The 24,478-nt window shown below is 67.7% G+C and carries 23 protein-coding genes; 10 read left to right on the top strand and 13 right to left on the bottom strand.

What is annotated here, in order from left to right:
* Nucleotides 1–2: 2 nt before the first annotated feature.
* The 5 genes from ABD164_RS05040 to ABD164_RS05020 form a co-directional block, all read right to left on the bottom strand.
* Nucleotides 3–998 (bottom strand): Gfo/Idh/MocA family oxidoreductase, encoded by a 996-nt coding sequence (locus tag ABD164_RS05040; protein WP_344294055.1) that lies wholly within the window; start codon nt 996–998, stop codon nt 3–5.
* Nucleotides 998–2,086 carry a DegT/DnrJ/EryC1/StrS family aminotransferase gene (locus ABD164_RS05035; protein WP_344294053.1) on the bottom strand — a complete coding sequence of 363 codons (1,089 nt, stop codon included), beginning with the start codon at nt 2,084–2,086 and terminating at the stop codon, nt 998–1,000. Before ABD164_RS05035 ends, ABD164_RS05040 begins: the two co-directional genes overlap by 1 nt.
* Complete coding sequence (locus ABD164_RS05030; protein ID WP_344294051.1) at nt 2,083–2,673, bottom strand: acyltransferase; 591 nt, start codon at nt 2,671–2,673, stop codon at nt 2,083–2,085. The genes ABD164_RS05035 and ABD164_RS05030 overlap by 4 nt, the downstream gene beginning before the upstream one ends.
* A gap of 66 nt (nt 2,674–2,739) precedes the next feature.
* Nucleotides 2,740–3,123 (bottom strand): DUF2304 domain-containing protein, encoded by a 384-nt coding sequence (locus ABD164_RS05025; protein ID WP_344294049.1) that lies wholly within the window; start codon nt 3,121–3,123, stop codon nt 2,740–2,742.
* Nucleotides 3,120–3,851, bottom strand: coding sequence for a glycosyltransferase family 2 protein (locus tag ABD164_RS05020; RefSeq protein ID WP_344294047.1), 732 nt, complete (start codon nt 3,849–3,851; stop codon nt 3,120–3,122). The genes ABD164_RS05025 and ABD164_RS05020 overlap by 4 nt, the downstream gene beginning before the upstream one ends.
* A 113-nt stretch (nt 3,852–3,964) precedes the next feature.
* On the opposite strand from ABD164_RS05020, the gene ABD164_RS05015 reads away from it, so the two are divergent.
* Nucleotides 3,965–5,152 carry a hypothetical protein gene (locus ABD164_RS05015; RefSeq protein ID WP_344294045.1) on the top strand — a complete coding sequence of 396 codons (1,188 nt, stop codon included), beginning with the start codon at nt 3,965–3,967 and terminating at the stop codon, nt 5,150–5,152.
* On the opposite strand, the gene ABD164_RS05010 is transcribed toward ABD164_RS05015, so the two are convergent.
* Together ABD164_RS05010 and ABD164_RS05005 are read right to left on the bottom strand one after the other, a co-directional pair.
* Nucleotides 5,085–5,501, bottom strand: a complete 417-nt coding sequence (locus ABD164_RS05010) for a GtrA family protein (RefSeq protein ID WP_344294043.1) — start codon at nt 5,499–5,501, stop codon at nt 5,085–5,087. The two genes, ABD164_RS05015 and ABD164_RS05010, sit on opposite strands and share 68 nt — an antisense overlap.
* Complete coding sequence (locus ABD164_RS05005; RefSeq protein ID WP_344294041.1) at nt 5,498–6,436, bottom strand: glycosyltransferase family 2 protein; 939 nt, start codon at nt 6,434–6,436, stop codon at nt 5,498–5,500. The genes ABD164_RS05010 and ABD164_RS05005 overlap by 4 nt, the downstream gene beginning before the upstream one ends.
* A 298-nt stretch (nt 6,437–6,734) precedes the next feature.
* Between ABD164_RS05005 and ABD164_RS05000 the strand changes: the two genes are divergently transcribed.
* Nucleotides 6,735–8,474, top strand: a complete 1,740-nt coding sequence (locus tag ABD164_RS05000) for an ABC transporter ATP-binding protein (protein WP_344294039.1) — start codon at nt 6,735–6,737, stop codon at nt 8,472–8,474.
* A 7-nt stretch (nt 8,475–8,481) separates the two neighbouring features.
* On the opposite strand, the gene ABD164_RS04995 is transcribed toward ABD164_RS05000, so the two are convergent.
* Nucleotides 8,482–9,570, bottom strand: coding sequence for a glycosyltransferase family 2 protein (locus ABD164_RS04995; RefSeq protein WP_344294037.1), 1,089 nt, complete (start codon nt 9,568–9,570; stop codon nt 8,482–8,484).
* 98 nt (nt 9,571–9,668) lie between these two features.
* Here ABD164_RS04995 and ABD164_RS04990 point away from each other — a divergent pair, with 98 nt between their 5' ends.
* The 4 genes from ABD164_RS04990 (at nt 9,669) to ABD164_RS04975 (ending at nt 14,260) form a co-directional block, all read left to right on the top strand.
* A complete protein-coding gene (locus ABD164_RS04990) occupies nt 9,669–10,766 on the top strand; it encodes a glycosyltransferase (protein ID WP_344294036.1) in 1,098 nt (365 codons plus the stop codon).
* The gene (locus ABD164_RS04985; RefSeq protein WP_344294035.1) at nt 10,763–12,010 is read left to right on the top strand and encodes a glycosyltransferase; all 1,248 of its coding nucleotides are present in this window, start codon (nt 10,763–10,765) and stop codon (nt 12,008–12,010) included. Before ABD164_RS04990 ends, ABD164_RS04985 begins: the two co-directional genes overlap by 4 nt.
* Before the next feature lie 73 nt (nt 12,011–12,083).
* A complete protein-coding gene (wecB, locus tag ABD164_RS04980; protein WP_344294033.1) occupies nt 12,084–13,151 on the top strand; it encodes a non-hydrolyzing UDP-N-acetylglucosamine 2-epimerase in 1,068 nt (355 codons plus the stop codon).
* Entirely contained in the window at nt 13,148–14,260 is a 1,113-nt protein-coding gene (locus ABD164_RS04975) for a glycosyltransferase family 2 protein (RefSeq protein WP_344294031.1), read from the top strand. Before wecB ends, ABD164_RS04975 begins: the two co-directional genes overlap by 4 nt.
* Here the strand turns inward: ABD164_RS04975 and ABD164_RS04970 are convergent.
* The 4 genes from ABD164_RS04970 to ABD164_RS04955 all read right to left on the bottom strand — a co-directional run bounded on the left by ABD164_RS04970 (nt 14,250) and on the right by ABD164_RS04955 (nt 20,240).
* Nucleotides 14,250–16,166 (bottom strand): glycosyltransferase, encoded by a 1,917-nt coding sequence (locus ABD164_RS04970; RefSeq protein ID WP_344294029.1) that lies wholly within the window; start codon nt 16,164–16,166, stop codon nt 14,250–14,252. The two genes, ABD164_RS04975 and ABD164_RS04970, sit on opposite strands and share 11 nt — an antisense overlap.
* 55 nt (nt 16,167–16,221) lie before the next feature.
* Nucleotides 16,222–17,508 (bottom strand): lipopolysaccharide biosynthesis protein, encoded by a 1,287-nt coding sequence (locus ABD164_RS04965; RefSeq protein ID WP_344294027.1) that lies wholly within the window; start codon nt 17,506–17,508, stop codon nt 16,222–16,224.
* Between the two features lie 63 nt (nt 17,509–17,571).
* Complete coding sequence (locus ABD164_RS04960) at nt 17,572–18,849, bottom strand: O-antigen ligase family protein (RefSeq protein ID WP_344294025.1); 1,278 nt, start codon at nt 18,847–18,849, stop codon at nt 17,572–17,574.
* A complete protein-coding gene (locus ABD164_RS04955) occupies nt 18,846–20,240 on the bottom strand; it encodes an O-antigen ligase family protein (RefSeq protein ID WP_344294023.1) in 1,395 nt (464 codons plus the stop codon). The genes ABD164_RS04960 and ABD164_RS04955 overlap by 4 nt, the downstream gene beginning before the upstream one ends.
* A gap of 138 nt (nt 20,241–20,378) precedes the next feature.
* On the opposite strand from ABD164_RS04955, the gene manA reads away from it, so the two are divergent.
* Nucleotides 20,379–21,632 carry a mannose-6-phosphate isomerase, class I gene (gene manA, locus ABD164_RS04950; RefSeq protein ID WP_344294021.1) on the top strand — a complete coding sequence of 418 codons (1,254 nt, stop codon included), beginning with the start codon at nt 20,379–20,381 and terminating at the stop codon, nt 21,630–21,632.
* A 4-nt stretch (nt 21,633–21,636) separates the two neighbouring features.
* Here the strand turns inward: manA and ABD164_RS04945 are convergent, their stop codons facing one another.
* Nucleotides 21,637–22,593 carry a GlxA family transcriptional regulator gene (locus ABD164_RS04945; protein WP_344294019.1) on the bottom strand — a complete coding sequence of 319 codons (957 nt, stop codon included), beginning with the start codon at nt 22,591–22,593 and terminating at the stop codon, nt 21,637–21,639.
* An 85-nt stretch (nt 22,594–22,678) separates the two neighbouring features.
* Here ABD164_RS04945 and ABD164_RS04940 point away from each other — a divergent pair, with 85 nt between their 5' ends.
* The 3 genes from ABD164_RS04940 to ABD164_RS04930 all read left to right on the top strand — a co-directional run bounded on the left by ABD164_RS04940 (nt 22,679) and on the right by ABD164_RS04930 (nt 24,377).
* Entirely contained in the window at nt 22,679–22,828 is a 150-nt protein-coding gene (locus ABD164_RS04940) for a hypothetical protein (protein ID WP_231048504.1), read from the top strand.
* 116 nt (nt 22,829–22,944) lie between these two features.
* Complete coding sequence (gene galE / locus ABD164_RS04935) at nt 22,945–23,919, top strand: UDP-glucose 4-epimerase GalE (RefSeq protein WP_344294017.1); 975 nt, start codon at nt 22,945–22,947, stop codon at nt 23,917–23,919.
* A gap of 137 nt (nt 23,920–24,056) precedes the next feature.
* Complete coding sequence (locus ABD164_RS04930) at nt 24,057–24,377, top strand: WhiB family transcriptional regulator (RefSeq protein ID WP_231048711.1); 321 nt, start codon at nt 24,057–24,059, stop codon at nt 24,375–24,377.
* The last annotated feature ends 101 nt before the right edge of the window (nt 24,378–24,478 follow it).

The raw sequence follows: 24,478 nt of genomic DNA, 5'->3' as shown, positions 1-24,478 counted from the left end.
GGTCAGTCGGCGTCGAACTCGTGGGTTCGCCCCGTGCGGGCCGACTCGACGACAGCTTCAGCCACGCGCAGCGTCGTGAGGCCCTCGCGCATGGTCACCGTGTTCTGGGAGCGACCGAGGATCGCATCGCGGAACGCCTCGTGCTCGGAACGGAGCGGCTCGCGCTTCGTGAGTGCGAACCGCGTCATCGACCCCTCGGTGACCCCGCGGAAGGCGGCGATCGACTCCCATTCGGTCGTTCGGGTGCCGTTCGCGAAGAACGTCAGGTCGGCACTGATCGTATCGGCGACGAATGCGCCGCGCTCTCCGGTGACGACGGTGATGCGTTCCTTCATCGGCGACAGCCAGTTCACGAGGTGGTTCGTGATCGCGCCGTTGGCGAGCAGGCCCGTGGCCGACACCATGTCCTCATGCGGACGTCCGCTTCGCGTCGTCGTGCGAGCGGAGATCGACCGGTAGGGCGACTGGGCGAGCCACGCCGTGAGGTCGATGTCGTGCGTGCCGAGGTCTTTCACGACTCCGACATCGGCGATACGCGCGGGGAACGGGCCCTGACGTCGGGTGGCGATTTGGTAGATGTCGCCGAGCTCGCCGTCTTCGAGACGGCGCCGCAGATCTTGGAGCGCGGGGTTGAAGCGTTCGATGTGGCCCACCGCGCCAACGAGGCCGGCCTCCTCGAACGCACTGGCAATGCGCTCACCACCAATGCTGTCGCTCGCGATCGGCTTCTCGACGAGCGTGTGCACGCCCGCATCGGCGAGTTCGAGTGCCACCTGCTCGTGGAATCCCGTAGGAACGGCGACGACGGCCGCATCGATGCCAAGGGAGATGAGATCGCTGACGGTCGCATGCACCGGGAGGCCGCCGGCGACGCCGTGCGGGTCGCCCTGGGCGTCGGCGACCGCGACGAGCTCGACCCCGTCGAGCTCGCGCGTCACTCGCACGTGGTGGCGGCCCATCATGCCGAGGCCGATGACGCCGATGCGGAGGTCTGCCATCAGGCACCTGCCTTCGCGAGTGTGTTCACGGCGGTGACGATGCGCTCGAGGTCGCCCTGCGACAGCGACGGATGCACCGGAAGCGAGAGCACCTCGCGGGCCGCTTGCTCGGTCTCGGGGAGGTCGAGCTCGAGGCCGAATGAGGGGAGCCGGTGGTTCGGGATCGGGTAGTAGACGCCCGAACCGACGTTGTACTCGTCGCGAAGTGCGGCGGCGAGACCATCCCGGTCTTCGGGGACGCGGATCGTGTACTGGTGGTAGACGTGCACAGCGCGGTCGGCGACGGGCGGCGTCACGACGCCCTCGAGGCTTGCGTCGAGGAATGCGGCGTTCGCCTGCCGAGTCTCGGTCCAGCGGAGCACCTTGGTGAGCTGCACGCGCCCGATCGCCGCATGCAGGTTCGTCATGCGGGCATTGAACCCGACGAGTTCATTCTCGTACTGCTTCTGCATGCCCTGGTTGCGCAGAAGTCGCAGTCGGCGCTCGACTTCGATGTCGCCTGTCGAGACCATGCCGCCCTCGCCGCTCGTCATGTTCTTGGTGGGATAGAGGCTGAACATCGCGAACGTGCCGAAGGTGCCGACGCGGCGGCCGTCGACGCTTGCGCCGTGCGCCTGTGCGGCGTCCTCGAACAACATGAGCCCGCGCTGCTCGGCGAGTTCGCCGAGCCCCGCGACATCCGCCGGGTGCCCATAGAGGTGCACCGGCATGATGCCGACGGTGCGCTCGGTGATGCGAGATGCGACGTCCCCGACGTCGAGTCCGAAATGGTCGGCCTCGATGTCGGCGAACACAGGCGTCGCGCCCGTGAGAGCGACCGAGTTCGCAGTCGCGGCGAAGGTGAACGACGGCACGATCACTTCGTCGCCTGGGCCGACACCGGCAGCGAGCAAGCCGAGATGGAGGCCCGACGTTCCCGAGTTGACGGCGACGGAAGCGCGACCGTCGAGGAGCACGTCGGAGAACTCAGTCTCGAACGCGGCGACCTCAGAGCCTTGGGCCAGCATGCCAGAGGCGAGCACGGCGTCGACTGCCGCACGCTCCTCGTCGCCGATGATCGGCTTCGCAGCCGGGATGAACTCGCTCATGCCTGCTCCTCTCGGAGGATCTCTCCGTCTTCGATGTAGCGTTCGCCCGTCTCGGGGCACACCCATGCGCCGCCGCGCATCTCCAGCGGTACACCGGCCTTGCCCACCCATCGGATGCGCCGCGCGGGGACGCCTGCGACAAGGGCGAAGTCGGGGACGTCCTTGGTGACGACCGCACCCGCGGCGACCGTCGCCCAGCGGCCGATCGTGACCGGCGCGACACAAACGGCCCGCGCGCCGATCGATGCCCCGTGTTGGATCGTGACGCCGACCGGGATCCAGTCGTGGGCGCTCTTGAGCGATCCATCTGGTGCGACGGCGCGGGGGTAGGTGTCGTTCGTCAGCACGACAGCGGGACCGATGAAGACCCCGTCGCCGAGCGTGGCGGGCTCATAGACGAGTGCATAGTTCTGCACCTTGCAATTGTCGCCGAGCACCACGCCGCTGCCGATGTATGCTCCGCGGCCGATGATGCAGTTCTCACCGAGGCTCGCACCTTCGCGCACTTGTGCGAGGTGCCAGATCTTGCTGCCGTCACCGATGGTCGCGGCGTTGGAGACGTCGGCGCTCGCTGCGATGGTCGTCACGTTGGGGGATCCTTTCGTGGCTGGGAAGCCGGCTGCCGCACGCACGCCACTGACCGCGGGGTCCGGCTAATCGGCCGTCGTGCCCTCGTTGCCGGGGTCGGAAGCTGCTTCGAGCCGTTCCAACCTTACCCGCTGGAGCGCGACCTCTTCGGCGAGGGTCCGTGTCTTGGCCTCGAGCGTCGTGAGTTCTGCGCTGTGCTGGAGGGTCACGAGGACGAGTATCACGATGCTGACGAAGAAGACAAGGTTGCTGGGAAGGCCGAACCCGAGGACTCGTGCCGCACCGCTCAGCGTCGACGGGAAGATGCTGACGAAGAGCGCGAGTACCGCCGCGAGCAGCCACCAGACGGCGTGTCGTTCCTTGAGTCGGTGTCGGCGCAGGAGTTCGACGACCGCCAGCAGGGCGACGATGGCGGCGATGATGCCGAGAATGTACGTGACGGTGCTCATTCTCCGACGCTCCTCACTGTGACAGCGGGACGGATGAGCGCGAACACGAGGGCCATGCATGCGCGTGCGAGGTAGAGCGTCGCACGAAACGGTCGATGTGACGGGGCGCCGCCCTGCCGGGGTCGCATCGCCGTAGGAACCTGCGTGATCGTCAGCCCCGCGCGCGCGGCGATCACGAGGGCTTCGACAGTGTCGCCGAGGTACTCGGCCGGATAGTGCTCGGCGAAGAGCGCGACGGCGCGTGGGCCCATCGCCTTGAAACCGCTCGTCGCATCGGTCAGGCGCACCCCACAGATCTTCGACAGGATGGCCGACAGCACTCCGATGGCCCACCTGCGCGGCCCCTTCGCCGCGTAGTCGCCCGCTCCGGCGAAGCGCGCGCCGATGACCACATCCGCGTTCTCGAGCGCATGTAGCAGATCGGGCACCGCGGCGGGGTCGTGCTGTCCATCGGCGTCGAGCTGGACGACGGTGTGATAGCCCTCCTGTAGCGCGAAGCGGAAGCCCGCCCGCATCGCGCCCCCGACGCCGAGGTTGAACGGAATCCGGAGGATATCGGCCCCAGCCGCAGCCGATACCGCGCTCGTGCGGTCGGCTGACCCGTCGTCGACCACGAGGCGAGCGACGCCGGGCATCGATTGCTCGATCTCGGCGATGACCGACCCGATCGACTGCTCCTCATTGAAAGCGGGCAGCACGATGAGGGTCTGCCCAAGGAGCATTTGCATACGCAGATCCTAACAAGGGGTCCCGGCACCGACTGCGGACGGCCGACGGGTATGATCGACGGGATTCGCCGGGTGTCGCACCGGCGCACAGTGAAAGGGCGGACGTGTCGGGCATGAGACAGGACGGCATCCGAGAGCACGGCAGGCTCACGAACTGGTTGTCAGACCATCGCGCCGCCCTCCTCGTCTACGTCGTCGTTGTGGTGGCCTACGTCATCCTCTACGTCGCGACGATTCGCAGCCGGCCGCTCTACGTACCCGATTCGCAGTACTACTTCGGGATGAGCCTGTGGTACGGCGGAATGTCCCAAGAGGATGCACACGCGGCGGTCGTCGAACTCACTCGAGCAGCCAGACTCTTCGATGGCGAATATCGCGGACCGAGCCTCGACCAAATGTTCAACTGGGGCCTGGTGCAGCCACGAGTCGTTCTGCCCCTGCTCGCCGCGCCGCTCGTGAAGGCTTTCGGAGTCGCGGGCATCGCGGTCGTGACATTCTGTGCGGGCCTGGCGCTGTTCCTGCTCCTGACCCGACTGATCGCGACCCGGTACGGCCTCGGCGTGGCGTTCGCCACGGTGATGCTGACCATCTCGAGCACATTCATCCTCTATTTCTCGGTCGCGATGACGACCGAGGGCATCTCGGCGCTCTGCAACGCCGGCTTGGTCGTGCTCGCGTGGCGATACCAGCGATCACCATCCCGATGGGTGCTTGTCGCGATGGTGGCGGTCGTCGTCGTCTCCGCCTTCACGCGACAGGCGACTCTGATTGGGGCGGGCGCATTCGCGGTAGCGTACCTGGCGGCGGTGTTCACCAGCACCCGAGGTCGTGACTGGCTCGCGCCTGCGGTCGCCGTGGTCGCGACGTCGCTGGCGGTGCAGCTCCTGCAGTCAGTAGCGTTCCCGTCGTTCTCACAGCTCGACCAGTTCGTGGAACAGTCCGGTGGCGACACGCTGCTCGACGCCCTCCTGGGGATCCCCGCAACGGTGCGTCATGTCCTCGTCGGCGACTTCAATTCCGCTGCGGTGTACGATCATGCGCTCATCGTGCTCGTACTCGTGAGCCTTGTATCCCTCGTGCTCAGGTGGCGGCGCACGGAATCCCACCTGCTGCTCGGAGCCATCCTGGGAATCGCCCTCTACAACATCACGAATGGGAGTTCGACCTCGTTCCGCTACGCGCTTCCCGGCCTGGTGTTTTTCACGCTCGCCGTCGCCGCGCTGATGAACGATGTCACGTCGTGGGCGCAATCGCGGGTTCGGGAGCGGCAGCAGGAGTCCGGAACACCCACATCCGCATGACGACGAAGTTGACGATGGCGATGACGATCATCGATGCGATCTTCGCCGGAACGCCGGGAACGCCCAGTGCCGTCGCGGCCGCGACCAATCCGGTGCTCAATGCCAGATTCACGAGGACGAGCACGACGTAGCGCATGAGCATTCCGCGAGCACTGCGCGCGCGGAACACGAGATCCCTGTTGCCACGGTAGTTCACGCCGAACGCAGCCATGAAGCTCATCGCCGATGCCAGCGGTGCGAACACGCCGGCGAGGTCGAGCAACCAGAATGCGCCGAAGTCCACTAACGCGCTCAGTCCGCCGACGGCGGCGAACCCGAGAGCTTGGAGGATGTTGCGGCGCATCGTCATCGGGGACTCGATTGGATGTCGAGGACGAATGCCTGCAGGAGCAGCTGGATTCCGACGAGGCTCGGTGCCACGGCGAGTAGCCAGGTGCCGGTCGAGATCGGACCGGAACCGCTGGCCGAGTACGCGACTGCCCAGACGCCCGTCACGACCCCGAGAATGAGCAGCGGCAGACCTACGAACGCGAGCAGTGCGATCGGTGAGAACGACCAGAGGACGTACTTGAACCAGAAGCGGCGCCAGAATCCTCGGAAAAGCGTCGCGAGCAATCTCGGGACGACCTTGTGCAGCCGAATGCTGGAGACCTCATCGCCGTAAACGGCTGGAATCGGAACGTCGATGACGCGGACGTTCAGGATGTTCAGCCAGATGAGCACGTCGTTCTCGAAGTCGTATCGCTCGGCTAGCCGGTCGAGAGGAAGCCGTTCCAATGCGGTGCGGGAGATCGCGGTATAGCCGTTCTGCGGATCCATCATGTCCCAGTATCCCGACGAGACCTTGGTCAGGAACGTCAGGACGATGTTGCCGAACACGCGGTAGGCGGGCATGCCTGCGAAGCTCTGCGATGAGTACAGGCGGTTCGCCTTGGCGAATCCGTATCCGTCGTCGGCGATGGGGTCGAGGAGCGCCGGAAGATAGTCGGGATCCATCTGGCCGTCGCCGGCCATGACGACCGATACATCGGCGCCGTGTTCGAGCGCGAGGCGGTGACCGGTGACGATCGCGCCGCCGACGCCGAGGTTCACTTCGTGGCGCGTGACGTGCGTGCGTGCGTCGCTCGCGGCGACGGCGACCGCATAGGTGTCGTCGGGGCTGGAGTCATCGACGACGAAGACGAGGTCGACGGCGGCGGGCATGCTCTCGATCACGCGAGCGATGTGATTCGCTTCGCGGAACGCGGGCACGACGACCGCAACTTTCAAGCCCTTGTACAACATCTCTCCTCGGCAGTCGGACGCGGGCTACGCAGTCGGCGCACACGGGTGCAGCGCCCGCAGGACACAGAGGATCGTACCAAGGATGTCGCTCGAGGATGCGCGGCCACGGCGCGAATCGCAAGTTCCGAAGAGACTCCACAGGTTCGCGGGGCAGTCGGAGCACGATGCATCGTCGCGCCGTCATGCCCGGGGGAGGGCTTCCACACAGCGGCCATGTGCGAAGATGGCGTCTGTTTCGATCGAGGAGGCCGACGGCCCTGTGAAGCTCATCTGGCGGACTTTCCGCCGTCTCTTCCCCATGCTGCCCGAAAGGGAGCGTTCATTCCTATTGTGGTTCGCAGTTCTCTCGAGCGCGCTCACGCTCCTCGACGTCGTGGCGCTCGGTCTCCTTGCTCTCTCGCTGAGCTCGATGGTGCAGGGCATCCCGGTCAATGTGCCGCTCATCGGAACCATCGGCACCGACGGCTACGTCTGGATCCTGCTCGTCGTCTCGTTGCTCATCATCATCAAGTCGGGGCTCAACGTGGTGTTGCAGTGGTATGCGACCCGGAAGTTCGCCAGCTTCGAACTCACGCTCGGCGACCGCCTCTTCGATGCCTACATCAAGGCTCCGTGGGTCGATCGGATCAGCCGCAACACCGCAGAACTCGTCCGCCTCGCCGATGTCGGCATCTCGACGACGACATCGGGCTTCCTGCTTCCGATCGTCACGCTGCCCTCGATGCTCGCCACCTTCGTCGCGGTGTTCGCCGTCGTGCTCATCGCCGAACCCATCACTGCGTTCATCACCGTTGGCTACCTCGGCCTGATCGCCCTCATCCTGTATCGCTGGGTCTCGCGTCGAGCCATCCAAGCCGGTCGCGTGAACCGCGACTACTCGATGCGGTCGACACGGCTGATGACTGACATGGTGAACGCGATGAAAGAAGTGACCCTTCGCAACAAGACCGGCGATGTCGCCAGGAACGTGCACGACAATCGCAGCGTGTCGACGCGCGCGCGGGCGAACCTGTACTTCCTGGGATCTGTACCGAAGTTCGTGCTCGACGGGGCCCTCATCGGCGGGTTCCTCCTCGTCGGCGCCGTCTCCTATGTGGCAGGCGGGCTGCCTGCGGCCATCGCTTCCGTGGCACTGTTCGGTGTCTCCGGCTTCCGGGTCATTCCGGCGCTCATCTCGTTCCAGGGGCTCATCACGAACGCTCAGGCGAACTCGCCGCACGTCGAAAGCGTGATCGGCGATATCGAGGCCGCGAGGGGATATCTCGCTCGCGCCGAGCAGATCGGTCACGAACCGCTCGACGGTGAGCCCCGGGTCCTCAAACTCCAGGACGTCAATTTCGAGTACCCGGGCGCTGAGCGCCCGTCGGTGGCCGATGTCGACCTGAGCGTCCCGATGGGAACGACGCTCGGGCTGGTGGGACCGTCGGGAGCCGGCAAGTCGACCCTGATCGACATTCTCCTCGGGCTTTTGATTCCGACATCCGGAACGATCCAGGTCGACGACCAGCCGCTCGAAGACGTGCTCGGCGCATGGCGCAACCGAGTCGGCTACGTGCCGCAGCATGTCGCCCTGTTCAACGGCACCATCGCACAGAATGTCGCGCTGACCTGGGACGATGCGGTTGACTACGATCGTGTTCGCGTCGCGCTCGAGCGTGCGCAGCTCTGGGAGGCCGTGGCAGACCGGCCCGGTGCCATGGACTCATGGATCGGCGACGGCGGCATTTCGCTCTCCGGTGGGCAGCGGCAGCGGCTCGGAATTGCGCGCGCGCTCTACAGTGAACCGCTGATCCTGGTCCTCGATGAGGCGACCAGCGCCCTCGACACGAAGACCGAGGCCGACGTCTCCGACGCCATTCGCAGCCTGCGGGGCGAGACCACGATCATCTCGGTGGCGCACCGGCTCTCCACGATCCGCGACAACGACCAGCTGTGCTACATGGAGAGCGGCCGGATCGTCGCGACGGGCTCGTTCAATGATCTCGTGCGAACGGTGCCCGCCTTCGCGGTTCAGGCGTCGCTCGCCGGCCTCGCCTGAGGCGGGGCTAGCTTGATCGTGCGGTGTCGCGCGTCAGGCGCCGGAATGCGAGAGCCAGCGGCATCGGCGCCTCGGGGTGGAGGAAATGCCGATACGACCCGGGCGTCGCGGTCGACGGCCGCGGAAACACCTTGCGCGCCGCAGAGAGCGCCAGGATCTCGTCGACTCCGGCATGACCCCGAATCGCGTCGATCAACGCCAGGTCTGCGATCGACAACACCTGTCTGACGTTGGGGGCGAGATCAATCACGCGGCCCAGTGCGACAGCGAGTTCGGGAAGGTCGTCCCCGATCCACGCGGCGGTCGTCGGTCGGTTATCGATTGCCCCGAACAGGTGGCGGCGAATGAGCTTCGCAGCGAGTGATCGACGCGCCTCCGACGCGAGTCCGAGCGTGAACGCGTCCTCGAGCAGGAACGGGAGCCACGTGAGCTCCTCGGCGATCGACTTCCGACGCAGCGTCACGCGATCGTCGGCGTCATCGTGGATGACGTAGGCGGGGCCCCATCGGTCGAAGCTGATCGCGGCCTCCGAGAACCAGAGCCGGGTGACGTACGCAAGGTCGCCTCCGTTTCGCATACCGGGTGTGAGGCGCAGCGCAGGGAACCTCGTCCGCCGCACCAGCCCGAGGGGGGCGCTCCGGTAGGCGAGCCGGTCGCGCGTCGCATCGAGACGTGCCGCCCGGTGTCCCCGCACGGGCGGCGTGGGGAAGATGCGCCCGGACGCGTACTCGAGCCGGGCGATCACCATGTCGGCGCGGTCCCGTTCGGCGATCGTCGCCCATGCGTCGATCGCGCCCGGCTGCAGTTCGTCGTCCGAGCCGACGATCGACGTGTATTCGGCTGTTGCGTGGTCGAGCCCGTGGTTGAACGGACCCGACGGACTGGGGATGCCGTCATGCAGCTCGAGGAATCGAACCCGCGGGTCGGAGGCCGCCGAACCTGCCGCGCGCCGTACGGCGTCGAGATCTGCGTTGTGGCAGACGATACTCAGGCGAAGATCGGTGCGAGTGGAGCGGAGCACCGAATTCGCCGAGCGGTCGATCCGACGCTCGGGGTTATGGGCTGCGATGACGACGTCGACGTTCGGTTCCGACACCAGCCATACGATATCAGTGCCCGCTTGCGCACCCGCTCATCCGGGCGGGCCGACTCGACGCGGCATCCCCGCATCGATCGAACTGGTACCGTCGATCCGTGTCTCGCCCAGTTGTCGACCTCGTCATCGCGGTCCACAGTGCGGAGCGACCGATCGAGCGCGCCACGGCGTCTGTGCTCGACGCCACCGATGCCGCGATTCGCCTCACCGTCGTCTGCCACGACCTCGATGCGGCTCGCATCGAAGCGCGGCTGGGAATTCACTCCGCTGATCCACGCCTTCGCCTGGTCGAGCTCCGCGACGGCATTCGCAGTCCGTCGGGCCCGTTCAACCGTGGCTTGGAGATCGCCGATGCGGAATTCACAGGGATCATGGGGTCCGATGACGAGCTCGAGCCCGGTGCCGTCGACTCCTGGTTGCGGCGACAGCGCGACGACCGCGCCCACGTCGTGATCCCGCGACTCCGGTTCGCGTCGGGGCGCACCGTCTCCTCACCTCCGGTGCGACCATTTCGCAGTCGGCACCTCGACGGCGTCCGCGACCGGCTCTCGTATCGCAGCGCCCCGCTCGGAATCTTCTCCCGCGAGCAGTTCGGCGGACTGAGACTCGAATCCGGGATGCGCAACGGCGGTGACCTCGCGTTCGTCGCCCAGCTCTGGTTCGCAGACGCCGCAGTGTCGTTCGACCGTGGCGGCCCTGCGTACGTGATCAATGACGATGCGATCGATCGGGTCACGTTTGCGCCGAAGCCGGTGTCAACCGAGCTCGAGTGGCTTCCACGACTCACCGGTCGCGCCGAGCTGGCCGCCCTGCCCGCGCAAGCGCGGGTGGCACTTGCGCGAAAGCTCGCCCGCGTGCACGTCTTCGGAGCCATCTACAATCGCCGTGGTGCACCCGGATGGCTCGCTCGAGAGCCGACGGTGCTCGACGACTCGCTCGCGTCGCTCCGGGTCTTCGCCCCCGGGTTCGAGCGGTCCCTTTCGCGCGCCGACCACCGCCTGATCGCCGCGATCGCCGCTGGAGTCGAGGAGCACGAGCTCGTGCGCCTCGCGACCGTCCGGAGGCGGCCCGACAGCTGGTCGACGTTGACGGCTCCGACAGTCGCCGGCACGATCGACCGCGACGGGCCGTTCCGGCTCGCCCTTGGGGCATTCATCGTCGGGCGATCCACCCGCGCGAGGCAGGAGCGCGTGTGAGAACCGGCTCCCGCTCGCTGGTCGCCCGAATCGGAGCAGCACGCCACTCGTGGCCCGGCTGGCTGAACGAATCGGTCGATCAGTTGCTGCGATTCGCGCCCGCCGCGATCCTGCGATGGCTCGATCGCCGACTTCTGGCGGGGACAGAAGCACCCCCGCTGCCGGCCGTGCAACCCGCAGCGATTCGTTTGTACATCGCACCGGCCAACTTCGCCGGCCAAGGCTTCGAGTGGGCGCGTGCGGTCGAACGAGGCGTCGCCGGAGCCACCGCCGTCAACATGGCGTTCTCGAGTTCCGCCGATTTCGCGTATCCGGCTGATCAGTCGGTCTCGGAGGTCGTGTACAGGTCCTCGCGGTTCTGGCAGCGGCGCCAATGGAGGGCGGTACGCGATGCATTCACCCATGTGCTGATCGAGGCTGAGCGGCCGCTGTTCGGCCGCTACTTCGAAGGCGGTGTCGCGGGCGAGGTCGGCGCGCTTCTGAGCCGCGGTATCGACGTCGCATTCCTGTGCCATGGCACCGACGTTCGTCTGCCGAGCCGCCATGCCGGGTGGGAGCCTGATTCACCCTTCCGTCCGGGCTTGTGGGAACGCACAGATGATCTCGAGCGGCGAGCCCGGACGAATCTGGAACTCCTCGCCAGATCTGGCCGCCGGGTCTTCGTCTCGACGCCCGACCTGCTCCTCGACATTCCGTCAGCGGAGTGGCTTCCGGTCGTGGTCCAGCCCGACCGCTGGCAGACCAAGACCCCGCCGATGCGGTCGGCGGTGCCGATCGTCGTGCATGCGCCGAGCAAGGCGATCGTGAAAGGCAGCGATCTCATCGACCCCGTGCTCACTCGACTCGACGCCGACGGCGTGATCCGGTACCGCAGGGTGCAGGGAGTCCCGGCAGCCGACATGCCTGAGATCTACCGGGAATCCGACATCGTGCTCGACCAGTTCCGCATCGGCAATTACGGCGTGGCCGCATGTGAGGCGCTCGCCGCGGGCCGGGTCGTGGTTTCCCATGTCTCGACGCAGGTGCGCGACGCGGTCCTGACGTATTCCGGCCGCACGCTGCCGATCATCGAATCGCGCGCCGCTGATCTCGAGATGACGCTGCGCCGGATCATCGACCGGCCCGAGGAGGCGAAGGCGGCCGCCACGTCCGGACCGGATTTCGTTCGCGGCCTCCACGACGGCGGCCGGTCCGCCGCCGTGCTGGAGGGCTGGCTGTCCGGAGGCTTTCCGACGGCATCGTAACGATCGGGTGCACCGTGACTCGGGCCCCGACGACGCCCGCGCCGGCGAGCTCCCACTCGACTAGGATCAACTGGTGAAAATCGTCAGCGTCGTCGGCGCCCGCCCGCAGTTCGTCAAGCTCGCGCCGGTCGCGAGTGCCGCTGCCGAGGCCGGCGTCGAGCACGTCATCGTGCACACGGGCCAGCACTATGATCCCTTGCTCTCGGACGTCTTCTTCGAAGACCTCGCGATTCCACAGCCGACCGTGCATCTGGGCGTCGGTTCAGGCAGCCACGGCGTCCAGACCGGAGCGATGCTCGCCGCCATGGATGCGGTCCTCGACGAGCACCAGCCCGACTGGGTGATCGCCTACGGCGACACGAATTCGACGATTGCCGCGGCGCTCAGCGCGGTGAAGCTCCATGTTCCGCTCGCGCACCTCGAGGCGGGGCTGCGGTCATTCAACCGTCGCATGCCCGAGGAGCACAACCGCGTGCTCACCGACCACGCAGCCGACCTCTGCCTTGCGCCGACCGAAGTCGCTCTGCGTCATCTCAACGCCGAAGGGCTTGGCGAACGTTCACTCGTCGTCGGGGACGTCATGACCGACGTGCTGTTCCGCGTGCGAGAGGCGAACTCGGCGATGCCCGACGACGAGCTGCTACTCGGCGCCCCAGCGGGCGGGTACTACCTCGCGACGATACATCGAGCCGACAACACCGACGACCCCGATCGCCTCGCCACGATCGTCGATTCGCTGGCGGCCCTCGATCGTCCGGTGATCATCGTCGCCCACCCCCGACTCGTTTCCAGGGCCGCGGAATTCGGCATACGGCTCGAACGGGGATCGCTCACTCCGCATAGCCCGCTGCGCTACCCGCAGCTCGTCGCCGCCGTCCAGAGGAGCGCCGGCGTGGTCACCGACTCCGGCGGCCTGCAGAAGGAGGCATTCTTGCTTCGCGTGCCATGCACGACAGTGCGCACCGAGACGGAATGGGTCGAGACGGTCGACCTCGGATGGAACCTGCTCGCGACGACTGCTGAGGAGATCGCAGCGGCCGTCTCGCGCCCACTGCCGAGGCCGACCGACTCGGCTCCATACGGCGATGGCCGCGCTGCGGAACGCGTGATCGCCGCGCTCGCGAACCACCGCGCCGCATGACGGGCGCAGAGGCGCGTGTCGACGTCATCGTTCCGGTGCACAACGCGCAACGGCCGGTCGCGCGGGCGGTCCGATCAGCGCTCCTCGGCGCTGGTGACGAGGTGCGAGTACTTGTGGTGTGCCACCGGGTGCCGTGCGCGGCAATCGCCGAGGCGCTCGGGGCGCTGTCGTCCGACGCACGTGTCGAGCTTATCGAGTGCTCCGATTCCACTCGAGGCCCCGCGGCTCCGATGAATGCGGGGCTCGAGGCATCCACCGCCGCGTTCGTGTTCCGGCTCGATTCCGACGATGAACTCGAAGCGGGTGCGTTGCAGTCGATGCTCGTGATCCAGCAGCGCGACGACGCCGATGTCGTGATTCCGATGATCGTGACCGATGCGAACGGGCCACTCATGTCACCGCGGCTGCGTCGCGGGCGCACGAGCGGTCTCGACCCCGTCGCCGATCGGCTCGCGTACCGCACCCATACGTTCGCTCTCCTGTCGCGTGGGCGATTCGGCAGGCTCAGGCTGACGCCTGGCCTCGCGACCGGCGAAGACGTCGAGTACTCGACTGCCGTCTGGTTCTCGAGGGCCCGAATCAGCGCAGACGTCGGTGGCCCTGCCTATCTGCTCCATGCGGGGGCCGGCGATCGGGTCACCGAGACGCGGCGCGCGGTTCGCGACGATCTGGAGTGCGTTCGCCTTTTGCTCGACTCCGAGACGTTCCGCGTTGCAGGCCGTCGTGCGCAGCGCGCGATCGCGACGAAGCTCATGCGCAACCACGTGATCTCGACGCTGCACAACCGGCTGTCGTCCGATCAGTGGGCACTCGACGACCGCCGGGAACTCGCGGAGGTCATCGCCGAGATCATGGTCTCAGCACCGGGCGCGTCACGCCCGCTCTCGATTGTGGAGCGCCGTCTGCTCGCGACGCTCAGCGACCCGATGTCTCCGATCGAGAGGGCCATCGAGGTGGCCTCACGCCCGCGACGGCTTCACGAGCTCTACCTGACGCTCGACCCGTTCGGCCTACTGGCCTCAGACGCGCCGATTCGAATGACCGCTTCGGCGAAGTACTTGACGCGTGCCGTCAACGCACGGCAGGAATCGGCACCGCCTAGGCGGTGAAGTGCTCGCGCCACGCTTCGGGCGAGGTGATCTCGGGTAGCGCCACGCGATATTGCCGGGAAAGTTCTGGCCAGCGTTTCTTGAGCTCACGGTGCAGGCGGCGGCTGTCAGCGAGCAGGCGCCGGAACGTCGCTCGATCACGCGTGTAGCGCACCTTGCCGGCGCCGTCGGCGGTCGAGACGAGCGCGCTGTCGAAGTAGGGGAGGCGGAACCAGGTGCCGTCGCGCTTGGACAGCTCGACCTGCGGCTCGGCGACGTTCGTGGGTGACGGGTTCGTGAACCACTGGCGGGCCGTCATCTTGACCGTGAACAGCGCCAGCGGAATGCCTCGCGGCCCTTTCGGACCGGTCGTACCGGTCGGCACTGGGTAGACACGCTTGCCTTCGACCGTCATCGGGATCTCGTCGTCGCCGCGCAGTACCGTCTTCTCGGGGAAGTCGGCCGCCGCGGCGTGCAGCTCGCTGAGGATCGTCGGCATTCCACGCTGCATATGGGCAGGGCCCGAGAGGATGTCGCGGAGTGCGCGGTGCCGCAGGGTGACGGGGTAGTACTGCATCGAGAGCAGGTGCTTGAGGTCCCAGCGCTCGCTGTCGGTGGTGAGTGCTCCGCCGCCGGGGTGCGGCGAATGGAGCAGCGCGGCGACGAACCTGTTGCGCGCGTGGAAGTACGCCTGCCAGTCGATCGAGTCGTCCTTGTCGAGCCAGGAGACATGCCAGAGGGCCGCGCCCGGAAGGGTCACGGTGGGGTAGCCGGCATCGCGTGCCCGCAGGCAGTACTCGGCATCGTCCCACTTGATGAAGGCGGGCAGCGAAAGGCCGATGTCACGCACGATCTCGGTCGGAATGAGGCAGAACCACCAGCCGTTGTAGTCGGCGTCCATGCGCGCGTGCATCCACGGGGTCTGGCGAAGGTTCGAGACCCGGAAGTCGTGGGGCACGTCATCGTGGGGTTGCGCATGCCAGACGAAGGGCTTCAGGTCGACGGTCTCGGCGAACGCGTGAAGCACCGGGCGGTTGAGCAGGTCGAACATGTGGCCGCCGACGATGAGCGGGCGAGTCGTGTGCCGTGCGAATCGCACGGCACGGGCGATGCTCTCCGGCTCGATCGTGACGTCGTCGTCGAGCAGGATGACGAAGTCACTCTCGTCGGCGTCGAGCGTCTCGGACATCGAGCGCGCGAAGCCGCCCGAGCCGCCCAGATTCGACTGCTCGATGACGTGCAGGGCGTCGCCGAGCTCTGCGGCCACGGCGTCGAAGCCCCGCTCTTCGCGAACGCGCCGCGTGCCCTGGTCGACGATGTACACCCGGTCGACGACGTCGCGGATCGTGGCATCACCGGCGAGGGCATTGAGCGTAGCCACGCAGTAGTCGGGCTTGTTGAACGTGGTGATGCCGATCGAGGCTGCGCCGGAACGCAACGGCGGGGCATCCGTCTGCCAGCTTCCGCCGCCGACGATGACCTCGCCATCGTTCGCAACGACATCGAACCAATACCAGCCGCCATCGCCGAACGACGTGACCGGCAGCTCGATCTCGTGCACCATGGTCTCGGCGAACGGTTCGGATGCCACGCGCTGCGGCACGCCCTGCGCGGTCGATCGGTAGACGAGCAGGGTGCCCTCGCCGGTCGTTTCGACGACGAGACGGATACGCTCGACGTTCGTCCACTGCTGCCAGTACGAGGCGGGGAACGCGTTGAAGTAGCTCGCGAACGAGACCCGGTCGCCCGCGGTGATGCGGTAGCGGTCGCGGGCGATGATGTCGTCGAGGTGGGCGCGGTCGCTGACGCGGACCTCGCGGTCGCCGACCTTCGCCCAGACATCGGCATCGACGTACAGCGAGATGACGTCGGGATCGGCGTCTTGCGGGAAGACGATGCGTTGGATCTCGTTCCAGGTCAAGCTCACGCTGAATTGCTCCGTGTGTGGTGGTGGATTTCGCCGATCGCTGAACCGGCCGCGCCTACGAGACTACTTGCTCGTGCCTGCGAAGTCTGGGCACGAGTGCCGCCAGCTGCACAATGAGCACGCAGAGCTCGGCAGCGGCGAGCCCCCAGGCAACGCCTGGGGCGCCGATCCAGAGCAGGAGCGGGTACATCAGCGCGGTGCCCACGACAGCTCCGACGATCGTGCTGGTGGCGAGCGCGCGGGTAAGACCGAACGCGGTGAGGCAGGCGAAGCCAGTGAGCTGAGAAGCAAGGATGGCAGCGAGGTTGATGCCCATCGGCACCGCGAGCGCGAATGGGATCGTGAGCTCACCGCCCGAGAGCACATCGCCGATCCAGGGGCCGGCGACCGCGTACACGAGACCGCCGAGCGCACCGAGGCCGAGGGCGATCGCCGTGATACGACGTGCGCGCGCGGCCTGCTCGAGCGGGTCGGGCGATGGCACCCAGCCCTGGGCGATCTGCACGATCGGACGTGTCGAGTAGAGGGCTAGGCGAACGATGCGCTCGGCCAGCGCGTAAACCGCGGTGGCCGAGGGGAGGAACAGGTCGATGAGCACGATCGGCACGTTCACGTAGACCGACGCGGTCGCCGACATCGCAACGGGGCTCGCTTGGCCGCGAAGGTTGCGCACGGCGCGGATCGGCGAGAGGGTGAAGCGCCAGTCGTGGTGGCGGGTGAGGATGTTCCACACGCCGAGCGCCGTCGAGGCGACGACGCCTGCCAGCTGCAGCGCAGCGAACGCGATGATGTCGCCGGTCGCGATGAGCACGACGGCGCCCGCGACCGTTCCCGCAATGCGCGGCACCGTGTCGATGAGCAGGAAGCGGATCGGGCTCGACTCGCCGACGAAGAACCACCCCGAACCCAGGGCCACGAGAATGCCGCTCGTGACGGTGAGGGCCGCGAGCAGCTCATCGTGGCCGATGACGAGGATCGCGATCACGGTCGCCGCCGGGATCACGATCAGGCAGAGCCAGGTGCGGCTGAGCAGGGAGTCGTAGAAGTACTGGCCACGCCGATCGGGCGTGAGTTTCGCGACCTCGGTCGGGCCGACCACCCCCCACCCGTAGACCGCGAACACGAAGGCGAAGCCCGCGACCGCCTGCGCGACTGCGATCGTCGCCCACGCATCGGCGCCGGCAGCGACGATGATCGCGGGAATGACCGCGAGGCTGACGATGCCGCTGATCGCGACGGACAGCCCGTAACCGCCGGCGAACCGCAGCACCTTGCTCGTGTTCACGCGCTCGCGACCTCCATCGGCATCGGGCTGTGGGCGCCCGCGGAGTGTCGTGCGCATCAGGACATTCTCTCGTATGGAGTGACCGTTCGGGAACGCCTTCGTGAGGATCCCCTGGCAGGGTCATCCTCGCTTGAGTGCGTCTCGCCAGCTCATGTCGCGCGCCGCCTTGACCGCGCAGATCACGACGGCCATCCAGCCGCCCTCGGTGAGCGCGAAGCTCTCGGCTGCCGAGGTCACGGCGATGGCCACGAGCACGAGCGCCGGCCACAGGTAGACCACGCTGCGACGGTTCGAGGCGAGCAGCCAGGCGCGCACGAGCGCCACCCCGATGAGCGTCGCGAAGAGCACGGCGCCGATGACACCGACCTGGAAGTACGCGTCGAGGTAGGCGTTGAGCGCCGACTCGTGCGCGCGCCCCGTGGCGAGCTCGATCCACGTGTACGGCGGGGCATCGGGCCACCTGCCCACCCAGCCCCAGCCCTGCAGGGGGTTCAGGCTCAGGTAGCGCGAGAGCTCCCGCCACACGTCGAGGCGCACGTCGAACTCGGCGCGGGCGTCGAGCAGTTCGATGATGCGCACGCGGAGGATCCAGCCGGTGACGAGCGCGGCGGCCGCCATGATGAGCAGTGCGAGCTGCCAGCGCCAGCGGTTGTCGGGCGAGACGCGTCGGAGCCCGTAGAGCGCGGCGAGGGCGAGCAGGGCGGCACCGAGCGCGATCCAGGTCGTCGGCGAGCCCGAGAGGGCGAGGATGATGAGTGCGAGACTGAGCGAGATCGCCGCCATCGTGCGCGTGACGATGCGCATGCGCCACTCGACGATGAAGCTGATGAGGGCGATCAACGCGACGAAGCCGAGCATGTTGCGCGAGCCGAAGATGCCCTGGATCGGGCCCAGGCCGGCGATGTCGCCCTCGATTCCGAGGAACCGGATCGGCACGTCGAACAGGATCCCCGAGAACACCTCGAGCACGAGCGAGACACCGAGCAGCACGCGCATCGCGTCGCCGAACGCCCGCACGATCTGGATGGTGTCGCGCATGAGCGCGATGTAGACGCCGAGCACCCCGAACGCGATCAGGTACGCGACGCGAAGCGCCGAGAGTCCGGGAGTGCCGCTCCAGATCACCGAGGCCGCGCACCAGCCCACGAACACGAGGATCGAGATCGGCAGGATGCCGTACCACTCGATCGCCCGCCAACGGGTGACGAGCGAGGCGCCGCAGAGCACGAGCAGGGCTGCCAGCGCGGCCAATAGGCCGGGCCAGCCGATGAGCGCACGGATGGCGTGCGTGCTGAACGCGAGGCCGACGGCGAGCAGCGCCAGCGTCTGTGCGAAGCGGGCGGAGCCTGCGAACGCCCGCACGGCCTCGATCGGGCCGGGCGCACCGCTGGGCGTCATCGCGCCTCGTCGCCGCTCGTGGCGTCGACCCCCGTCGGCGCCGGGGCCGGCCCCGCGAGCGCCGATCGGCGGTGTGGCGGGGCGGCCGGGAACGGCTCGTGCATCCACTGCCGCCGCTTGGTAGCCCAGGCGATCGCGATGAGCAGCGCCCAACCGCTCTCGACGAGGATGCGGCTCTCGGCGAGACTCTGCCCGATGAGCGCGATGAGCACCAGCAACGGCAGCAGCGAGGCAGCCGAATACGGGAGCGCGCGGCCCGAGGCATCCACCGGTCGATCGACCGAAAGGAACCACGACCGCCACAGTGCGCCGATCACGATCGCCGCGAACGCCAGCAGGCCGATGATGCCGACCTGCATCCACACGTCGAGCCAGGCGTTGTGCGCCTGCAGGTAGACGACGCCCTTGCGCACGGCGAGGTCATCGAAGGGCTCGACGAACGGGTTCCAGTAGCCGACCCAGCCCCAGCCCGCCCACGGCCGCTCGGCGACCATGCCCATCACCGAGTTCCAGATGTCGAGGCGTCCGGTGAGGTCATCGCCCTTGCCGAAGAGTTCGAGCAGGCTGTTCCAGAACACGGCGAGCAGGGTGACGGATGCCACGAGCACGCCGGCTGCCGTGACGTAGACGCCGCGGCGACGATTCGGCCCTACCCGTCGCGTCCACAGTGCGAACGCGAGGGCGATGAGCACGATCACCGCGACGAGGATCACCGTTGCCGACCGGGTCAGCACGAACGTGAGGCCGGCCACCGCGAGCCAGGTGATGCCCCAGCCGCGGCGCATGGTGCCGGCTGCGAGGAGCGTGCCGAACACGATGAGCCCCAGCAGGGCGACCATGCCGAGCAGGTTGCGGCTCGCCACGATGCCCTCGACGGGCCCGCCGTCGAACAGCAGCGATCGCGACCAGTAGAACGCCATGGGCAGCTTGCCGTCGGGTTCGAAGTCGGGGAAATTGGGCAGCAGGGGCTCGCGGATGAAGACCGCGACCCACAGCTCGAAGAGCAGCGAGAGCGCCAGCACCCATTTGATCGCGGCGCTGAGCGCGTGCACGAAGCGGGCCCAGGGCAGGCAGATCGCCAGGGCCACGGCCACGAGCGTCGTGACGAGCGTGAGCAGTACACCAAGAGCGGATGCCCCGGGGTAGAACGACCACGCGATCGAGAGCGTCGCGATGACGAGGAAGACGAAGGTCGACTTCGGCACCCTGCGCCACGTCCATGCCGGCTTCGTCGTCGCGATCAGGACCACCGCCCCGACGATGACGACGCCGGCAACGATGCCGAAGCCCCACCAGCCGAGCAGGTTGCGCCAGAACTGGCCGGCGAGCAGCGTGAAGAGAGCCAACGTCGGGTACGCGCTGATCAGTGCGTTGCGTCGGCCCGAGGTCATGGGGTCTAGGCTACCGCGCGGCCCGATCGCAGCCATCAGACGAACCGGGCCCGGCCCATGATCGCGCGACCGACGACGGGGGTGTTCATCTGAACCCGTTGGTAGTTTTGAGCAAACCCCCGAAAGGAACCCCGACGGATGTTTGTTCGGATCGACAACACCCCCCGCGACTATGCGTGGGGCTCACGCAGCGCGATCGCCGCATTCCGCGGACGGCCCGAGTCGGGCGCGCCCGAGGCCGAGCTCTGGCTCGGTGCACACGCCGGCTCTCCTGCGCGGCTCGTCGACGAGGCATCCGTCGGTCACGCAGACCTGGCGCAGTGGATCGCCGCCGATCCCGCAGCGGCGCTCGGCCCAGAGCTCGGGGGTGAGCACGAGCCGAGGCTGCCGTTGCTGCTCAAGGTGCTCGCCGCCGCCGCCCCGCTCTCGCTGCAGGCGCACCCGACTCCCGAACAGGCCCAGGCCGGCTATGCGCGTGAAGACGCCGACGGAATCGCGCTCGACGCGTACGACCGAAACTACAAGGACCGCTTCCACAAGCCCGAACTGATCGTCGCGGTGAGCGACACGTTCGATGCGCTCTCCGGGTTCCGGCCGTTCGACGAGGTGCGCACCATCGTGCAGGTGCTGCGCGAGGCCGACACGGCGTCGCCCACACCCCAACCGGGGGCGCTCGACCTGCTCGAGGCGCACCTCGGCGCCGACGCGCCGCTGGCCGACACCGTCGAGTGGCTGCTGCGCGACGGGCGGGGCGGCGACAGCGGCGAGGCCGCGTGGGTCATCGAGCGCGTCGTCGCGCTCGCGGGGTCCACGGTGGCGGCGGCGTCGCCGTACGCCGACTCGTTCGCCACGGTGCTCGCGCTCGCCGAGGAGTATCCCGGCGATCCCGGGATCGTCATCTCGTTGCTGCTCAACCGCGTGCGGCTGCGCCGCGGCGAGGCGCTGTACCTCGCTGCCGGCAACATCCACGCGTACCTCGACGGGCTCGGCATCGAGCTCATGGCCGCGAGCGACAACGTGCTGCGCGGGGGTCTCACGCCGAAGCACATCGACGTGAGCGAGTTGCTCGAGGTGCTCGACTTCACGCCGATGCCGCCGCCGAGGCTCGAGCCTGAGCGGCCCGCCCCGGGGCTCGAGGTGTTCCGTCCCGCCGTGGCGGATTTCGTGCTCTACCGCGTCGAGGCGGGCGATTCGGATGCCCCGCGCGTCGCCCTCGACGGCCCGGCGATCGTGCTCGCCGAGGGCGACGAGGTCTGGCTCGAGGGCGAGCGCGGTGTCGCATCGCTCGGCCGCGGCGACGCGCTCTACGTCACCCCCGACGAGGGCGAGCTCGCAATCTCGGGCCCCGGCATCGCGTGGATCGCGACCACGGGAACGGCCGCCGGCCGCTGACGCGTCAGGCCGTGGCGCGTACGCCGAAGAGCCGCCGGTAGGCGGTGGGGGTTGTCTGCAGCACCTTCACGAAGTGGTGGCGCATGACGGCGGCCGCGCCGAACCCCGTGTCGCGCGCGATCTCTTCGAGGGTGTAATCGGTCTCTTCGAGCATCTGCTGGGCGCGAAGAAGCCGCTGCCGGTTGAGCCAGGCGTTCGGCGTCGTGCCCGTCTCGGCGCGGAAGCGGCGGGCGAACGTGCGGGGCGACATGAGGGCCTTGCGGGCGAGCAGGTCGACCGTGAGGTCTTCGTCGAGGTGCTCGAGCATCCACTCGGTGACCTTGGCGAACGAGTCGCTGTGGCACTCGGCCACGGGAGTCTGGATGAACTGCGACTGCCCGCCGTCGCGCTGCGGCGGCACGACCATGCGGCGGGCGATGATGTTGGCGGCGCTCGCGCCGAGCTCGGTGCGAACGATGTGCAGGGCAGCGTCGATGCCCGCGGCGGTGCCTGCGCCGGTGACGACCTTGTCGTCTTGAACGAAGAGCACGTCGGGGTCGACATCGGTGTTCGGGAACATCTCGGCGAGCTGGTCGGTGTACATCCAGTGGGTGGTCGACCGCCGGCCGTCGAGCACGCCGGCGTGGCCGAGGGTGAACGCGCCCGAGCACACCGAGAGCACCCAGGCGCCGCGGTCGACGGCGGCACGGACGACGTCGAGCACGCGCTCGTCGGCGGGTGAGTCGATGAGCGACGCCGGCACGGCGACGAGGTCGGCGGTGTAGGCGGCGTCGAGCCCCTCGGTGACGACGACGTCGAAACCGAGCTTCGTCGTGACGGGGCCCGGGTCGGCGGTGACGACGTGGAAATCGAACGTCGGGCCGCCCTGTTCGCTGCGGTCGATGCCGAACACCTCGCAGATGACGCCGAACTCGAAGGGCGCCATCTGGGGGAGGGCGATACAGGCGATGGAGTGGAGCACGGGTGCCTCCGAATGGCAGGAATAGTACGTTCGATGTCCACTCTGCCACTTTCGGCAGGATCTGGCAAGACATAGATTTACTGCCATGACCACGATCATCTTCCTCGTCCTTGCGGGCCTCGCGATCTGGGGTGTGCTCGCCACCGTCCTTCGCCTCGACGATGACGGCTACGGTCGCCCCGAGATCCGCGACCGCACGCGGCACATCGAGAACCTCCCCACGCGTCACGCCTGACGCGGCGGTGGGCGGCGGATCGGGACATCCGCGCGCCCTGCACCGCCTGCCCACCCATGCGCCCTCCCGGTACGATCGGGAGGGCGCCGGACGTTCCGCCGCCGGAGAGGCGGAAGATGAGCTGGCTGGTCACCGGAGGAGCGGGCTACATCGGGTCGCACGTCGTGCGCGCATTCCAGGCGAAGGGCATCGACACCGTGGTCGTCGACGACCTCTCGTCAGGGCGCCGCGGCTTCGTCGCCGAGGGCACGCCGTTCGTGCACGGCTCGATCCTCGACGGGCGACTGCTCGAGCAGACGTTCGACAGGTTCCACGTGCAGGGCGTCGTGCACCTCGCGGGCTTCAAGTACGCCGGCGTCTCGATGCAGCGACCGCTGCACACCTACCAGCAGAACGTTGCGGGCACGTCGATGCTGCTCGCCGCCATGGAGGCCAAGGGCGTCGACCGCATGGTGTTCTCGTCGAGCGCCGCCGTGTACGGCACGCCCGACGTCGATCTCGTCACCGAGTCCACCCCGAAGCATCCCGAATCGCCGTACGGCGAGTCGAAGCTCATCGGAGAGTGGCTGCTCGCCGACCAGGCGCGCGCCGTCGGCCTCGCGCACACGAGCCTGCGCTACTTCAACGTCGTCGGATCGGGCACGCCAGACGTGTTCGACCCGAGCCCCCACAATCTGTTCCCGCTCGTGTTCGAGGCGCTCCTCGACGGTCGCACCCCGCGCATCAACGGCGCCGACTATCCCACGCCCGACGGCACGTGCGTGCGCGACTACATCCACGTGGCCGACCTCGCCGAGGCGCACGTCGTCGCGGCGCAGCGACTCGACTCGGGCGCGCCCATCGAGCCCGTCTACAACCTGGGCTCTGGCGACGGCGTCTCGGTCGGCGAGATCATGCGGGCGGTGGCAGAGGTCACCGGCATGGACTTCAGCCCCGAGATCGCACCGCGCCGTCAGGGCGACCCGGCGCGTATCGTCGCCTCGGGCGAACTCGCGGCACGCGACCTCGACTGGCGCATGCGGCACACCCTCGCCGAGATGGTCGCGAGCGCCTGGGAGGCACGCAAGGCCGCCTCGGTTGATAACGTCTGACGACGTGCGGCGTGTCGTTCAAGCCTCGACAGGTGGTTGAGGGTTTACCATCTGCGACTTGACTCTCACGAATTACAACGGTGTAATTGGTCGTGACACACCCCTCGGGGTGTTGGTACAACTGGGTGGGAGACGATATGGGAAATCCTGAATATCGTTCTGGAGTACCTGACGATTGGTTCATCGATCCGGTCAGGCTGGGAGTCCCCGGCGTGCGGCCGGCCGTCGATGATGACAATCCGTTGGCGTGGCAGAGCGACGCACTGTGCGCGCAGACCGATCCCGAGGCGTTCTTCCCCGAAAAGGGCGGATCGACTCGAGACGCGAAGAAGATCTGCACCGGATGCGAGGTGCGTTCCGAGTGCTTGGAGTACGCACTCTCGAACGACGAACGCTTCGGCATCTGGGGCGGTCTCTCCGAGCGCGAGCGTCGCAAGCTTCGCAAGCGCGCGGTCTGATTCGCGGGGCCCCCATCGGCGGGCCCCGCGTCACGCGTGATCCGTCGCTCACGATTCGTGCTGCGTTTCGTGGCGCGCCCGGCCGCGTGACGGATGCCGCG

The organism is Agromyces neolithicus, from assembly GCF_039529735.1.
GTDB classification, from domain to species: Bacteria; Actinomycetota; Actinomycetes; order Actinomycetales; family Microbacteriaceae; genus Agromyces; species Agromyces neolithicus.
The sequence above is the reverse complement of the archived record's forward strand: the minus strand, read 5'-3'. Positions and strand labels throughout refer to the sequence as shown.